This window comes from Legionella hackeliae (assembly GCF_000953655.1).
GTDB lineage: Bacteria > Pseudomonadota > Gammaproteobacteria > Legionellales > Legionellaceae > Tatlockia > Tatlockia hackeliae.
This window is the reverse complement of the sequence record NZ_LN681225.1, coordinates 2,313,001-2,327,462: the sequence shown is the minus strand read 5'-3', so window position 1 is coordinate 2,327,462 and position 14,462 is coordinate 2,313,001. Positions and strand designations below refer to the sequence as shown.

The window sequence follows — 14,462 nt, the reverse complement described above, 5'->3', positions numbered from 1 at the left end:
CATGTGGGAGGCAATTTTAAAACGGTATTGGCAAGTTGCTAGCTTTAAGGATAGTCCCGCGAATACACCTTATTCACTGCCTTTATTGGTTTTTGTGGCTTTTTTGTTCTTTATGTTGATCATATTGCAATGGTTTATGGCCGATATGAAGCAACAATTTGAAATTACAAGTTCAATAGCGGCTGGGGGAAGTTTAATCATTGTTTATGTGATTTTTACTTTTTTACTATTAAAGGTAAATGGTAAAGTAAATCGACTAGTGCAAACCCTCACGTCATTGTTAGCATGTCATTTTATAGTACATATTTTTGCCTTGCCTTTACTCATCGTTGCCCCAGCTTTGGCTGGAGCGACACTGGGTCATAGCATTGCTCTACTCCTAGGCTTTATCTATTTGATTTTGACATTGATTTTAACAGTGTGGCAATTTTTAGTGACAGCACATGTTTATAAATATGCATTGGATGTGGATAATTTAACTTCAGTATTAGCAAGTTTTGGCTTGTTAGCGTGTAATATTTTAACGGTTTCATTTTGGCGATGAGAAAAATTATGCATTTACATATTTTGGGGATTAGCGGAACCTTTATGAGTGCCTTGGCTATATTAGCCCGTGAGGCAGGTTTCAAAGTAACTGGGTGTGATGCAAATTGCTATCCTCCTGTCAGTGACTTGTTAACGGCCAAAGGCATTGAGTGGACAGAAGGCTATGACGATAGTACCCAGGCCCTAAAGGCGGATTGGGTCATCATCGGTAATGCTATAAAAAGAGGAATGCCTGTTCTTGAAGCAGTACTTAATGCTGGAAAAAATTATACGTCCGGTCCTCAATGGTTAGCAGAGCATATACTGCCCCGCTATCGTGTATTAGCTGTTGCAGGGACTCATGGAAAAACGACAACGACCTCCATGTTGGCATTTATTTTACAACAAGCTGGTCTTAACCCTGGATTTTTAATCGGTGGGGTTGCTCCGAATTTTGATACCAGTGCTTTTCTAGGAGAGGGAGAGTGGTTTGTTATTGAGGCTGATGAGTACGATAGTGCTTTTTTTGATAAACGACCTAAATTAATGCACTACCGACCTGAAATTGCCATTCTCAACAATCTCGAGTTTGATCATGCAGATATTTATGCGAACCTTGAAGCTATCCAACAGCAATTTCATTACTATTTAAAAACCATTCCTGGCAAAGGTGTAGTCATTAAACCTCGGGATGATGCGGCTCTAAATGAGGTAATATCAAAGGGTGTATTTTCTCCAGTAGAAGAATTGGCTTTTAATGGGGATGCTACCTGGCGTGCCGAAGTACTTGATGATTGTGGAAAAGCTTTTCGCATCTGGCATAAAGGCATGCCAGTAATCGATGTAAAATGGCCTTTAATTGGACAATTTAATATTGAAAATGGTTTGGCAGCGATTGCTGCAAGTTATCACGCTGGTGTAGATATTGAAGTGGCCGCCCGTGCTCTTGCAGAATTTAAACCAGTCAAACGTCGATTAGAAGTTAAGTCAGACCGTCACGGTGTCACTGTCTATGATGATTTTGCTCATCACCCAACTGCTATTACTAAAACCATCAATGCCTTGAAACAAAGTGGTCGACATAAGCGGATATTGGCAGTTTTGGAATTTGCCTCCTACACTATGAAAACTGGCGTACACGCAGATGCGATGGCAGAAGCCTTATCCGCTGTTGATCATGCTTATGTTTTGAGTCCAGAGCATTTTAGTCTGGATAAAGTTGTCAAAGATTGGCAATGTCCTTACCAGATTCTGCCTAATCCTCATGCTATCGTCAATGCTGTGATTGAGGAGGTGCGTCCTGGTGATGCAATTTTAGTTATGAGTAATCGAGGTTTTGATAACATTCATCAAAATCTAGTGTTTCAGGTTGACTCGAAATTTAACAAATAAAGATTTAATCATTCACATATTGCAAATTCTTTGGCAGATTGTTATAAAAAAAGAAAGTTCCCAAGGATGGCTTTGGGTAGCAGGCTCGCTGTATTAGTGCGGGCGAGGGGCTTGCAGGGAGGAAAACCATGCCAATGTATGAGGATTTGCAACGCGATGCAAAAAATTTTACGGCATTATTAACTCATGCATTAACCAAACGCGCCACTTACGGAAATTTGTTTTTTACTTGTCTTCCTTCTCCAATTGCAAACCAGCAATTATTTGATGATGCCAATTTAATTCAACAAACTGCGGAATGTCTTGATTTTTATGCTGGTGTGACGCATTCGGGAAGAACAATTGATTCTAATGTAAAACATCAGGTTTTAATCGGTATCTATGTCTATGTCTGGTATCAGTATGACAGTCTTGTGCAAAGCTATCTAAACAAACCATTACTGAAATTATTTCAAGATCATCTTGGAGTAAGTTCTTTAGAACAATTTGAACCCGATTATTACCGATCTTGCCTGGATGAGTTGGATGATTTCTGCAATTGGGTTTTCGAAAAAAGAGAACAGTATCAACAAACAAACAAATTATTTCAAATTTTTCCGACTAATATGCAAGGGAGTCTTCATGTGCAGAAAAATGCTCCCGGTTTATCTTGGGGCACATTATTTTCAGGATTAATGACAAAAGTAGGGATAAAAAGCCTATTTTAAGGAGATTATATGGGTTATGAGCTTCCAAGATATCGAGATTTACACAATAAAGCGATTAAGTTGCATAATTCTTTTAATGAATTAATAAATCGTTATATTCCTCCGACATATGAACAAATTCGTCAGAAAGTAAATTCTTTGGAAGAAAAGTATAATGAAAAAGTGCGCAAAAAATCAGGTTTCTTTGTTAATACCACACCTGATTTAAGACGAGATCAGGTGGCATGTATTAGTCAGTTACTTCCTAAGTTGCCTCAAGAAGGAACTGTGCAACTTCTCAATAATGCGCAAAATATTTTATTAGGTGCGGTGCTTTATCGCTATCAACGAATAATACTTTCATACAATTCAAAATTTCTTTTCTACCTTGGTTATAGTGCTGACAATAGTTGTGTCAAACTGATTTTAGAAGAAGAATTTGAATTTGAAAAACAGAAACTTGATGCTGAAACAATTGCTACCTGTTGTGAAGCATATAAAGCTTATCTTGAACAAGAGGATGTATCCTCGGATAAGAAGAAAAAAGTAGCTGACCAATTTCCTTATATTCAGGAGGATACTGAATTTTTTTCAAAGCTTAAGGAAATTATTGTCCATGCCAGAGTGAAAGCTCGTCCAATTACTATTCAATTACAGGTCATTAGTTTTGTGCAGTCAGCTGCAGCAGCATTCAGGAGAGTGGATGAAACTGCTTTAGCAACTATTCCCAAATTGGGAATATTGGTTATGGCAAAATTATCAAAAACTCCTTTATTAACGAAAGAGCATCTTATCGAATTACTAGATGCCGTACAGCCTGGCGTTGATAAGGCGGTTAAAGAAATTTTAATATTAAGTTTGCCTGACAAAATAACTGCAAAGGGTGTATTAACAGAAGTGATAGTGCCGGATGTCTCACCAGTAAAAACTGAAGAAAGGTATATCAACTTTCAAGATTACGTTCACGCTGCTTTAATAATGAATAGTCAATATGCTCTACTTGGAGCCTATATATTAGCCATGTCTTGCCCTGTTCGAACTCCAAGTCTAAGAGACGTACTTAATGAGGGCATTGGAGCTCAAGGCCCCAACCAGTTAGATGATAATGCCAAGAAATTAGGATTAATTGCATTTCAAAATTATACCAGCATTATTGATTCTATTGATTGTAAATGTTGGCATGCTGAAAATGGATATACGTTTATGCGTAAAGAACTAAAACAACAAGTCAATCAATTCATTAAATCAGAAAAACAAGAAATAGCAGACACCACAGCTACAATCTTTTAAGCAAGAGCCATATGCAAAATATGGCTCTTTTAAATTTATTATTTCGTACCAAAGTGCAAGTGCTCTTCTTTCCAGGAGACTTTGATAATATCGCCAGATTTAAATTTTCCCGTTAATAAGGCTTGTGCTAACGGGTTCTCAAGTTTTTGCTGAATAGTCCGTTTCAAAGGTCTTGCACCATAAACAGGATCAAACCCAGCTGCAGCTAAATGATCCAAGGCATCAGGTGTAACTTCTAACGAAATATTTTGTTGTTGTAATCGTTGCTTTAACAAATCGATTTGAATAGAAGCAATGGCCGCAATTTGATCTTTACCTAAGGGATGGAAGACCACTGTATCATCTATACGGTTAATGAATTCGGGGCGGAAATGCTGACCCACAACATCCATTACTGCTGTTTTAATTTGCTCATAACTTAATTTACTTCCCATATCATGAATCAGAGAAGAACCTAGGTTTGAAGTCATTACAATAACTGTATTGCGGAAGTCGACAGTACGACCTTGCCCATCAGTCAGACGACCATCGTCTAAAACTTGAAGAAGAATGTTAAAGACATCGCTGTGGGCTTTTTCAACCTCGTCCAACAAAATAACGGAGTAGGGTCGGCGACGAATTGCCTCTGTTAAATATCCACCTTCTTCATAGCCGACATAACCAGGAGGTGCACCAATTAATCGAGCAACAGAATGTTTTTCCATAAATTCAGACATATCAATGCGTACCATTGCTTCTTCAGTATCAAAGAGAAAGCCTGCCAAGGCTTTGCAAAGTTCTGTTTTACCAACACCTGTTGGCCCAAGAAACAGGAAGGAACCAATGGGACGCTTAGGATCGGACAACCCAGCTCGCGAACGGCGGATGGCATTAGATACAGCATCGACCGCCTCATTTTGGCCAATAACACGCTTATGAAGTGCTTCTTCCATATGAAGCAATTTTTCTTTTTCTCCTTCCAGCATTTTTGCTACTGGAATGCCAGTCCATTTAGAAACAACTTCAGCAATTTCTTCTTCTGTTACTTTGTTACGTACCAGTTTGGTTTCACTTGCTTCTGTTGCTGCAACTTGAGTCAGTTGTTTTTCAAGTTCAGGAATTCGGCCGTATTGCAATTCTGACATGCGGGCTAAATCACCAGCGCGTCTTGCTGTTTCCAGCTCTATTTTGGCTTGTTCCAGGGCTTCTTTGATTTGTGTCGCCCCTTGAAGAGTAGCTTTTTCCGCTTTCCAGACTTCTTCAAGATCAGAGTAATTTTTTTCCAACTCGTTAATGAGTTGTTCTAAATCTTCCAAACGTTTTTTAGACGCTTCATCATTTTCTTTTTTGAGTGCTTCTCTTTCAATTTTTAGCTGAATCAAACGTCTTTCCAATTTGTCCAGACTTTCCGGTTTGGAGTCAATTTCCATACGAATTTGACTGGCTGCTTCATCAATTAAATCAATGGCCTTATCAGGAAGTTGTCTATCGCTGATATAGCGATGAGATAAAGTGGCTGCTGCGACAATAGCTGGGTCAGTGATATCCACACCATGATGCACTTCATAGCGTTCGTTAAGTCCGCGTAAAATGGCAATAGTGTCTTCTACACTAGGCTCATCAACGAAAACTTTTTGGAAACGACGTTCGAGGGCTGCATCTTTTTCAATATACTGACGATATTCATCCAGGGTTGTCGCGCCAATACAGTGTAATTCACCACGGGCTAGGGATGGTTTTAACATATTACCTGCATCCATAGCACCTTCTGCTTTTCCTGCGCCAACCATAGTGTGTAATTCATCAATGAAAAGAATAATTTGTCCTTCTTGTTTAGCAAGGTCATTTAAGACTGCTTTTAAACGCTCCTCAAATTCTCCACGAAATTTAGCCCCTGCAATAAGAGCTCCCATATCCAAGGAAAGTAGTCGTTTGCTTTTTAAACCTTCAGGAACCTCACCATTTACAATGCGCTGTGCCAAACCTTCAACAATGGCTGTTTTACCAACACCTGGTTCGCCAATGAGAACAGGGTTATTTTTGGTACGTCTTTGCAAAACTTGAATTGTACGGCGAATCTCATCGTCACGACCAATAACAGGATCTAGTTTTCCTTGTTCCGCACGTTCTGTTAAATCGATGGTATATTTTTCTAATGCTTGACGTTGTTCTTCAGCATTAGGATCATTCACTGACTCACCACCACGAATGTCATTGATGGCTTTTTCCAAAGCTTGACTATTAGCACCTGCCTGTTTTAGTAAGCGTCCGAGGCTACCCTCTTCATTAAGTGCTGCAAGAATAAATAATTCGCTTGAAATAAAACTGTCTTTACGTTGTTGGGCCAACTTATCAGTCTGGTTTAACAAACGTCCGAGGGCGCTCGATAGATGTATCTCTCCCCCTGTTCCTGTCACTTTAGGAAGTTTGTCCAAGGCTTGATCGATTAAGGTGCGCAATTGAGACAAATTCACACCCGCTTTTGTAAGTAGGGGCCTGCAGCTTCCTCCTTGTTGATCAAGTAAAGCTTTCATAAGATGTTCAGGTTCAATAAAACCGCTGTCCCGACCTAATGCTAACGATTGAGCATCTGCCAGAGCCATTTGAAATTTTGAGGTGAGCTTATCCATCCGCATAACAGGGCCTCTCTTTAATTGAGTGTTTAAAATACTTCTTATCTGCCGTAAAATGTGGGTTCTTTTTAAAAAATCAAGTGACTTAATACAAATGAATGATAATCCTTCCAACAATCATCCTGACTCACAAACTTTGGTAAATCAAATAGTTATTGAGTATATGCGTGATCAAAAGCGTAAACGCCGCTGGAATTGGTTCAAGCGTGCTCTTATTGCAGTGATTGTTCTGTTAATCGCCTATCGACTCTATCACTATGGTGATGAAGATAAAACGGTACGACTTAAACCTCATGTAGGTTTAATTGATTTAAATGGAACTATCTTTGATTCTGAAGCCGCTGGCGCTGAAAATTTTGCAAAATCAATGGATTCTGCCTATCAAAGCGGAGGTTTAAAAGCAATAATTATTCGCATCAATAGTCCGGGTGGCAGTCCTGTCCAGGCAGATTATATGTACAATACCTTGCAATATTATCGGCAAAAATATCCTGACATTAAAACCTATGCTGTTTGCGTTGATATGTGTGCTTCTGCTGCCTATTATGTGGCTGCTGGTGCTGATGAAATTTATGCCAATCAATCCAGCATCGTAGGTTCTATTGGTGTGTTATACAATGGCTTTGGCTTTGTTGATACGATGCAGAAATTAGGTGTAACCAGACGTTTGCAAACGGCCGGTAAGAATAAAGGATTTATGGATCCCTTCTCACCGCAGACCCCTCTACAAGTGCAGCTGCTACAAACGATGCTCGATGGGATTCATCAGCAATTTATAGATAAAGTGAAAGCCGGACGCGGTGACCGACTCAAAGTGGATGATGACACTTTCTCTGGTCTCTTCTGGACTGGTGAACAAGCTAAAGAGCGGGGTCTAATTGATGGTTTCGCCAGTAGTGGTCAAATCGTTCGCGAAAAAATGCAGCTTGAAAAAGTAATAGACTACACGTACAAACAAAGTGTGCTTGAGCGTTTTTCTAAGAATCTTGGTACGGCTTTGGCTTCTCAATTACCATTGGCGCTAGGTTTGAAACCTGGGGTTATTGAATAAATTCTTTCATCCCGCGGATTGCTCCGCGGGACTTAAGCACTAACTCTTTATAACAGGCATTAATGTTTGTAGCAGTGCCTTAAACACTTTGGGTGTTCCTGCTGCAACATCGCCTTGTTTCATGTAATCTTCACCACCATCAAGACTGCTAATTAACCCACCGGCTTCTCTTATCAATAGAGTCCCAGCAGCAATGTCCCAAGGACGCAAACCAAACTCCCAAAATCCATCAAGTCGACCACTTGCCACATACGCAAGGTCAAGAGCTGCGGAGCCTGTTCGGCGAACTCCGGCGCATTTTCCAATGAGTGCTTCAAATGTGGGTAGGTAGCGTTTTGCTAAATGAATATTGCGAAAAGGAAAACCTGTCCCTAGCAAAGCATCCGACAGTTGTGTTTTTTTGGACACACGAATACGGCGTTCATTAAGTTGAGCGCCACGCCCACGGCTCGCTGAGAAACACTCATGACGCAAAGGATCATAGACAACACCATGTTCAATACGATTTTTGACTCGATGTGCAATTGATACGGAAAAGAAGGGGAATCCATGTAAATAATTGGTCGTGCCGTCCAGCGGGTCAATAATCCATACAGAGTCCGCATCGTCATTATAAACACCGCTTTCTTCAGCAATGATACCGTGCTCGGGATAGGCCTTATGAATTGCGTTGATAATGGCTTGCTCAGCTTTAATATCAACTTCGCTAAAGTATTCTTCACTATTTTTAGCGGTAATTTTAAGTCTGTCTATTTGTTCCATATGGCGAATAATGATATCGCCGGCGAGTCGGGCAGCAGAGATGGCAATGTTTAATAATGGTTGCATGGATTTTGCTCGTTTTTACAAAATCAGCGATTCTAACACATTTTTTTTTGTACAGAGAGAAGTCATTGATGTATAGTTTGCAATTATTAAATAATTCCTGGTTTGTTGTTGGCGTCAAAAGAGAGTGTAATCTATTCTCGTTAATGATTGTTAATTCAACCGACACTTTTATAAATGAGCTAACCTGATTCCGTTATGAATTTTTCTGCAGTCCGAATAGTATTAATTGCAACTTCCCATCCTGGTAATATTGGTTCGACAGCCAGGGCAATGAAAACAATGGGATTTAGCAACCTTTATCTTGTTACACCAAAGTCATTCCCTCATCAAAAAGCGATTGAAATGGCCGCAGGAGCTGATGATGTATTGAGGGAAGCGATTGTAACTGATTCGCTGGATGATGCTTTAAAAGGATGTCAATTAATCTTTGCAACAAGTGCAAGGCCACGAGGCATTGCTTTACCTGGTTTAACGCCCTCTGAGTGTGCTACGTTAATTGCGGGTCAACCTGATGACACTGAAATAGCCATTCTTTTCGGAAGAGAGCATGCGGGATTAACGAATGAAGAATTATTACGCAGTAATTATCACATCAATATCCCAAGTAATCCGGAATACAGTTCATTAAATCTATCTCAGGCTGTGCAAATTATTGTTTATGAGTTACGTATGAAACTATTGTCCCCCTCTGCTCAAGTTGGGGTAAATCCTGATCGATTGGCAACTGCCGATGAAGTGGAACAATTCCTGGAACATTTGAAAGTCGTCATGCTAGAGACCAAATTTTTAAAACCCACGCGTCCTACGAAGCGGTTATTACAACGAATTCGACGAATATATAACCGTGCTCAACTGGAATATATGGAGGTCACAATTCTTCGGGGTATTTTAAGTCACATTCAGAAAGCTTTAAATCTTAAATAAAATGTCTTATTTTTTTAATTTCAACGCAATTACTCGTATTTATTGGCTTGCAGTAGCATATAGTTATTATGGAATCCTACCAATTTATGGACAGCGACAAACGAGGGGAATTAAAGGATGAGCAATTTGCCTATTTATTTAGATTACATGGCCACTACGCCGGTAGACCCGCGCGTGATTGAAAAAATGGTCAATTACTTAGGTCCTGATGGTGTTTTTGGTAACCCTGCATCAAGGACACATATTTACGGCAAAAAAGCAGCTGAAGCTGTGGAGTATGCCAGGCAGCAAATTGCTAATATTATTCATGCCTCCCCTGCAGAAATAGTATTTACCTCTGGTGCTACTGAAGCTAACAATTTAGCGATTTTAGGTGCAGCTCATTTTTATCAGCGTAAAGGTCGTCATGCTGTGACTATGCAAACAGAGCATAAGGCAGTTCTTGATAGCTATCATCAATTGGAGAAAGAAGGGTTTGAAGTGACTTATCTCGAGCCTCAACCTAATGGTCTACTAAATTTTGAAAATTTAAAACAAGCTCTACGTGAAGACACCATTTTAGTGTCTATCATGCATGTAAACAATGAAATTGGGGTGATCCAGGATATTGCACGTATAGGTGAGTTTTTGCGTGATAAGGGGATCATTTTTCATGTCGATGCTGCTCAAAGTGCTGGAAAACTTGAGATTAATTTAGAGCAAATGTCCGTGGATTTAATGGCTTTTTCTGCACACAAAAATTATGGTCCTAAAGGGGTAGGTGCTTTGTATGTGCGTCACAGGCCGAAAGTTCGTTTAGAGCCTCAATCCTTTGGTGGTGGTCATGAAGGAGGTTTACGTTCTGGAACGCTTGCTACACACCAGATTATTGGGATGGCAGAGGCGTTTATTTTATCCGAAGCATTACGTGTAGAAGAACAAGCCCGTATTTTGCATTTGCGTCAACAATTGTGGGAAGGCATTAAGCATATTCCTGGTGTGCATCTCAATGGTGACGAGAGTAGACGAGTCGCTGGCAATTTAAATTTAACCTTCTCAGGTGTTGAGGGAGATTCATTATTGCTGGCTTTGCGTGAACTGGCTATTTCTACAACCTCTGCGTGTGCTTCGGCCAGTTTACAACCCTCATATGTGCTAAGAGCTTTAGGACTTGATGATGAATCTGCATACAGTTCCGTTCGTATTTCCTGTGGTCGCTTTACCACTGAAGAACAAATAAAGCAGGCTATTACAATAATTTGTCGCCAGATTGGCCGTTTGCACGAAATATCACCGCTATGATGTATAATGAACTAGTAGAACATTGTTTTTTTTCACCCGAACACGTGGGAACAGTTGATAAATCAGAACCACTTACGGTTTATTATCGAAGTGGTGAAGCAGGTCGAGGTGATGTATTTGATTTTTATCTACAATGTAATGAGCAAGGTTTAATTCTAAAAGCTCGATTTAAAGCCTATGGCAATCCTTATTTAGTTGCGGCCGCAGAGTTAGTCTGTAAGCAACTTGAAGGGAATAATATCGACGAACATCCTCAGTTTGATTATTCTTGGCTCGTGGAGCAGTTAGAGATACCAAGGACTCGATATCCTGTCGCATTACAAATAGATGACGGCTACCGAGAGATTGTGAAGACAATGAAAGAGAAGTTAAAGGGGAGCGAATAATGTCTGAAGTAATGCAACATATGAGTAATTTGACAACTGGCGTTACCTTAAGTGAAGCTGCCAAGCAGCATATCCTGTCTTATCTTGGTAAGCAGAAAGAGAGTAAAGGTATTCGTTTATCGGTAAAAAAAACGGGTTGCTCAGGTTTATCTTATGTAGTCGATTATGTTCAAGCCCCGCAAGACAACGATATCGTCCAGTCTTTAACAGATGATTATGTGGTCTGTATTGATAAATCCAGCTACCCTTATTTGAAAGGCATGAAGGTAGATTACGTTAGACAGGGTTTAAATTATAAATTTGTTTTTGATAACCCTAATCAGAAAGGGCAATGTGGTTGTGGCGAAAGTTTTACGGTAGAAGAACATTAGTCGCCAATATTAATGATAAAATTCTCATTGAAATTCTACTAAGACCTGCGGCCTGTACACGGGCGCCACTTTTATTGAATCTCTAGGTCCCGCGGACAAGCCGACAAGCCGCGGGACGTAGGTAAGTAGAATCTTTAAAAGTTCATTTATATTTTCGAAATTGTGCGTTTTTAGAACACAAATTTCGATACCTTAATTTCAGTTAAAAAATCAGACAATTTTACAAAAATAAATGGTAAACTTGTTCTATTTTAGCTCTGAAAGATGTTTTTTTGATTCAATGTAAAAAAAATTTACGAAAATTTCAAACATTTCAGTTAAAAAACTGTAAAAAAATGTTACGGATGTCTCCTAAATGAGTCGTTCGTGCAAAAATTGCTTGAAAAATTCTTAAAATTTACTTAAGCTTCCCTTAAGAAATGAATATCATTAAGACAATGTTTACATACTTTGTGATATTTGATAGTATATCGATCACGATGATCAGTTTATAACTGATTAGAGTAATTCTTTTTTGGAAGTTGGAGAGGATAATGAGTGCAGTTATGCAACAAGTTGAACAATATAATGAAGCGTTAACTCAGCAAGTTGTTGGTGCAGTTAAAGGTTATTTAAACCATGTTGGTAGTAAAGACGGTAACCTCAATCTGTATCAATTAATTGTTGAAGAAGTTGAAGCTCCTCTATTTCGTACTGTAATGGAGCTGACTCGCTATAACCAATCAAAAGCTGCTAGAGTTCTTGGTGTAAGTCGTGGAACTTTACGCACTAAATTAAAGCGTTATTTTGACGACGAGTTTATTGGTACGCGTGGTTAATTCGCTTTAACATCTCTATCAAATGATAGTGAATAGCAAAAACCAGGGATTTCCTGGTTTTTTGCTATTCAACCTGCTAGTATTGCTTACAAAGTCGATCAGACAATCGCTTTTTACCTAGTGTAAAAAGAGGAAAGTCCGGGCTCCATAGGGTAAAGTGCCAGGTAACGCCTGGGAGGCGTGAGCCTACGGAAAGTGCCACAGAAAATATACCGCCTTAGCTGATGCCTAGCAGCAGGTAAGGTAAGGGTGAAATGGTGCGGTAAGAGCGCACCGCGCGATTGGCAACAGTCGTGGCAGGGCAAACCCCACTCGGAGCAAGACCAAATAGGAATCCATCCTGCCAAAAGCAGGATCATATGACCCATATGGGATTCGGGTAGGTCGCTTGAGGCCTATGGTGACGTAGGTCCTAGATGAATGATTGTCCAAGACAGAACCCGGCTTATCGATCGACTTTTTCTATTTCCTCTTGATTTATAGTTGTAACTAGACTTACTATCGCGCTTTCTAATCATTGAGTTTCAACCCATGATGCTATGTATTGATGTTGGTAATTCCCATATCTATGGTGGTGTATTTGCCGGCGAGGAAATCCTTCTTCGATTTCGACATACTTCGCAAGTGAGTACTTCCGATGAATTAGGTATTTTTCTTAAATCAGTACTGCGTGAGAATGAGTGCTCACCTGAAGCAATTCGCGCCATTGCTATTTGTTCCGTAGTACCTCAACTTGATTATTCATTACGAGCCGCATGCGTTAAATATTTTTCTGTAGAACCGTTCTTTCTCCAGGCAGGTGTCAAGACAGGTTTAAATATAAAATACAGAAATCCAGTTGAAGTGGGAGCGGATAGAATTGCAAATGCGATTGCGGCGACTCATGCTTATCCTGGTAAAAATATTATTGTGATTGATTTCGGCACTGCCACAACATTTTGTGTCATTACAGCTCAAAAAATATATCTAGGTGGCGCCATTCTGCCTGGGGTTCGCTTATCTGTAGACGCTTTGGCTAATAAAACAGCAAAATTACCTGCTGTAGAAATTATTAAAACTGAACAAGTAGTAGGTCGTTCGACCATTGAGAGTATTCAATCAGGTGTGTTTTATGGGGCTTTAGGTGCTTGTCGTGAGCTCATTACACGAATTAAAGAAGAAGCTTTTGTAGGTGAAGATGTCTTGGTGTTGGCAACGGGTGGATTTGCTTCATTATTTGATAAGCAGGAAATTTACGATCATCTGGTTCCTGACTTGGTATTACAAGGTATACGTTTGGCAGCCGGATTAAATATCTAAGTGACTATATCGCTCGTGATTAGGTATGACAAACCAGGGATGAATGAGAACCTGACATTGCGCATATCTAAAACAAGCGATAGAATCGCGATGACTTGTGTGCCTAAATGATGAGCAGTTTTATAAGGTAAAATTTTAAGTAGTAACTTCAGTTGTAACTCAATTGTATCCAAGCGATAAATTTTTAACCAGATAAGGATTTTATCCTTTGGCTGGTCACGCGAAGCAATCCGTACGATTTTCAAGCAAATTCGGTATGGATTTTTTCCCTGCATTCGCAAAGACGTTACTCACTATTTTTACAACGATGTCACGGTAACAATCTCAGAGATATGTTCTTGGGTTTTTCATTGTGCGCGCAAAAAGATCATAAACTTTGTTAAGAGGTGATTTTGCGCTTTTTTTAATAAAAAAAACTGTCTTTGGGGTTGACGCTTGGGAAATAGTGTTTCTATAGTGTATAAAAGTGGGGTAAAATACTAAAAAAGTGGAGAATTGTGGAATGCATTTTTAGCAAACCACAAAAATTAAATTATGTTTCGTGGAATCAATGCCATCACAATCGACGGAAAAGGCCGTCTTGCCGTACCAACGCGCTATCGTGACGCGTTGGCGGGGGGCAATGATAAAGCGCCTTTAGTGGTGACAATTGATACCGAGGAAACGTGTTTGTTGCTTTATCCGGCTGCTGAATGGCAAGTCATTGAGGATAAGTTGCAAAGCTTGCCCAGTTTTAATGCCGCTGCGCGTCGAATCCAGCGGCTTCTAATAGGACATGCAACCGATGTTGAATTAGATAGTAACGGGCGCGTGCTGCTCCCCCCCTTATTGAGAGATTATGCCCAACTCGATAAGCGGATAATGATGATTGGGCAAGGTAATAAGTTTGAAGTTTGGAATGAATCATTGTGGCAATCCAGACGTGAGCAGTGGCTAGCTGACGAAGCATCTGGTGAAGGTGGCGGATTGCCCGATGAAATGAAAACCTTTTCTTTGTAG

General features: G+C 39.9%; 14 protein-coding genes and 1 other RNA gene. 13 read left to right on the top strand and 2 right to left on the bottom strand.

Annotation, left to right across the window (positions count from 1 at the left end; translation table 11 throughout):
- Nucleotide 1 precedes the first annotated feature (1 nt).
- The 4 genes from LHA_RS10300 (at nt 2) to LHA_RS10285 (ending at nt 3,893) form a co-directional block, all read left to right on the top strand.
- Nucleotides 2-544, top strand: coding sequence for a hypothetical protein (locus tag LHA_RS10300; RefSeq protein ID WP_045106469.1), 543 nt, complete (start codon nt 2-4; stop codon nt 542-544).
- A gap of 8 nt (nt 545-552) precedes the next feature.
- The gene (gene mpl / locus LHA_RS10295) at nt 553-1,917 is read left to right on the top strand and encodes a UDP-N-acetylmuramate:L-alanyl-gamma-D-glutamyl-meso-diaminopimelate ligase (RefSeq protein ID WP_045106468.1); all 1,365 of its coding nucleotides are present in this window, start codon (nt 553-555) and stop codon (nt 1,915-1,917) included.
- A gap of 128 nt (nt 1,918-2,045) precedes the next feature.
- Nucleotides 2,046-2,624, top strand: a complete 579-nt coding sequence (locus tag LHA_RS10290; protein ID WP_045106467.1) for a hypothetical protein — start codon at nt 2,046-2,048, stop codon at nt 2,622-2,624.
- Between the two features lie 9 nt (nt 2,625-2,633).
- Nucleotides 2,634-3,893, top strand: a complete 1,260-nt coding sequence (locus LHA_RS10285) for a hypothetical protein (protein ID WP_045106466.1) — start codon at nt 2,634-2,636, stop codon at nt 3,891-3,893.
- Nucleotides 3,894-3,931: 38 nt separating this feature from the next.
- Here LHA_RS10285 and clpB read toward each other — a convergent pair whose 3' ends face one another.
- Nucleotides 3,932-6,508: an ATP-dependent chaperone ClpB gene (gene clpB / locus LHA_RS10280; protein ID WP_045106465.1), complete on the bottom strand. Its 2,577-nt coding sequence runs from the start codon at nt 6,506-6,508 to the stop codon at nt 3,932-3,934.
- A gap of 52 nt (nt 6,509-6,560) precedes the next feature.
- Between clpB and LHA_RS10275 the strand changes: the two genes are divergently transcribed.
- The gene (locus LHA_RS10275) at nt 6,561-7,556 is read left to right on the top strand and encodes a S49 family peptidase (protein ID WP_231861899.1); all 996 of its coding nucleotides are present in this window, start codon (nt 6,561-6,563) and stop codon (nt 7,554-7,556) included.
- Between the two features lie 39 nt (nt 7,557-7,595).
- On the opposite strand, the gene LHA_RS10270 is transcribed toward LHA_RS10275, so the two are convergent.
- The gene (locus LHA_RS10270; protein ID WP_045106464.1) at nt 7,596-8,384 is read right to left on the bottom strand and encodes an inositol monophosphatase family protein; all 789 of its coding nucleotides are present in this window, start codon (nt 8,382-8,384) and stop codon (nt 7,596-7,598) included.
- A gap of 195 nt (nt 8,385-8,579) precedes the next feature.
- Here LHA_RS10270 and LHA_RS10265 point away from each other — a divergent pair, with 195 nt between their 5' ends.
- The 8 genes from LHA_RS10265 to mraZ all read left to right on the top strand — a co-directional run bounded on the left by LHA_RS10265 (nt 8,580) and on the right by mraZ (nt 14,462).
- On the top strand, nt 8,580-9,308 hold the full coding sequence (locus LHA_RS10265; RefSeq protein WP_045106463.1) for an RNA methyltransferase: 729 nt from the start codon (nt 8,580-8,582) through the stop codon (nt 9,306-9,308).
- A gap of 117 nt (nt 9,309-9,425) precedes the next feature.
- Nucleotides 9,426-10,589 carry an IscS subfamily cysteine desulfurase gene (locus tag LHA_RS10260; RefSeq protein WP_045106462.1) on the top strand — a complete coding sequence of 388 codons (1,164 nt, stop codon included), beginning with the start codon at nt 9,426-9,428 and terminating at the stop codon, nt 10,587-10,589.
- Nucleotides 10,586-10,975 (top strand): iron-sulfur cluster assembly scaffold protein, encoded by a 390-nt coding sequence (locus LHA_RS10255; RefSeq protein WP_045106461.1) that lies wholly within the window; start codon nt 10,586-10,588, stop codon nt 10,973-10,975. The genes LHA_RS10260 and LHA_RS10255 overlap by 4 nt, the downstream gene beginning before the upstream one ends.
- Nucleotides 10,975-11,346 carry a HesB/IscA family protein gene (locus LHA_RS10250; protein ID WP_045106460.1) on the top strand — a complete coding sequence of 124 codons (372 nt, stop codon included), beginning with the start codon at nt 10,975-10,977 and terminating at the stop codon, nt 11,344-11,346. The genes LHA_RS10255 and LHA_RS10250 overlap by 1 nt, the downstream gene beginning before the upstream one ends.
- Nucleotides 11,347-11,879: 533 nt before the next feature.
- Nucleotides 11,880-12,164, top strand: a complete 285-nt coding sequence (locus LHA_RS10245; protein WP_045106459.1) for a helix-turn-helix domain-containing protein — start codon at nt 11,880-11,882, stop codon at nt 12,162-12,164.
- A 90-nt stretch (nt 12,165-12,254) separates the two neighbouring features.
- Nucleotides 12,255-12,628: RNase P RNA component class A (gene rnpB, locus LHA_RS16270), an RNA gene on the top strand.
- Nucleotides 12,629-12,695: 67 nt separating this feature from the next.
- The gene (locus LHA_RS10240) at nt 12,696-13,463 is read left to right on the top strand and encodes a type III pantothenate kinase (protein ID WP_045106458.1); all 768 of its coding nucleotides are present in this window, start codon (nt 12,696-12,698) and stop codon (nt 13,461-13,463) included.
- A gap of 534 nt (nt 13,464-13,997) precedes the next feature.
- A complete protein-coding gene (gene mraZ, locus LHA_RS10230) occupies nt 13,998-14,462 on the top strand; it encodes a division/cell wall cluster transcriptional repressor MraZ (protein ID WP_045106456.1) in 465 nt (154 codons plus the stop codon).

What these genes read in the sequence shown, in the direction of transcription:
- LHA_RS10300 (WP_045106469.1), top strand. Translation starts at nt 2, where the DNA reads ATGTGGGAGGCAATTTTAAAACGGTATTGGCAAGTTGCTAGCTTTAAG.
- mpl (WP_045106468.1), top strand. Translation starts at nt 553, where the DNA reads ATGCATTTACATATTTTGGGGATTAGCGGAACCTTTATGAGTGCCTTG.
- LHA_RS10290 (WP_045106467.1), top strand. Translation starts at nt 2,046, where the DNA reads ATGCCAATGTATGAGGATTTGCAACGCGATGCAAAAAATTTTACGGCA.
- LHA_RS10285 (WP_045106466.1), top strand. Translation starts at nt 2,634, where the DNA reads ATGGGTTATGAGCTTCCAAGATATCGAGATTTACACAATAAAGCGATT.
- clpB (WP_045106465.1), bottom strand. Translation starts at nt 6,508, where the DNA reads ATGCGGATGGATAAGCTCACCTCAAAATTTCAAATGGCTCTGGCAGAT.
- LHA_RS10275 (WP_231861899.1), top strand. Translation starts at nt 6,561, where the DNA reads ATGTGGGTTCTTTTTAAAAAATCAAGTGACTTAATACAAATGAATGAT.
- LHA_RS10270 (WP_045106464.1), bottom strand. Translation starts at nt 8,384, where the DNA reads ATGCAACCATTATTAAACATTGCCATCTCTGCTGCCCGACTCGCCGGC.
- LHA_RS10265 (WP_045106463.1), top strand. Translation starts at nt 8,580, where the DNA reads ATGAATTTTTCTGCAGTCCGAATAGTATTAATTGCAACTTCCCATCCT.
- LHA_RS10260 (WP_045106462.1), top strand. Translation starts at nt 9,426, where the DNA reads ATGAGCAATTTGCCTATTTATTTAGATTACATGGCCACTACGCCGGTA.
- LHA_RS10255 (WP_045106461.1), top strand. Translation starts at nt 10,586, where the DNA reads ATGATGTATAATGAACTAGTAGAACATTGTTTTTTTTCACCCGAACAC.
- LHA_RS10250 (WP_045106460.1), top strand. Translation starts at nt 10,975, where the DNA reads ATGTCTGAAGTAATGCAACATATGAGTAATTTGACAACTGGCGTTACC.
- LHA_RS10245 (WP_045106459.1), top strand. Translation starts at nt 11,880, where the DNA reads ATGAGTGCAGTTATGCAACAAGTTGAACAATATAATGAAGCGTTAACT.
- LHA_RS10240 (WP_045106458.1), top strand. Translation starts at nt 12,696, where the DNA reads ATGATGCTATGTATTGATGTTGGTAATTCCCATATCTATGGTGGTGTA.
- mraZ (WP_045106456.1), top strand. Translation starts at nt 13,998, where the DNA reads ATGTTTCGTGGAATCAATGCCATCACAATCGACGGAAAAGGCCGTCTT.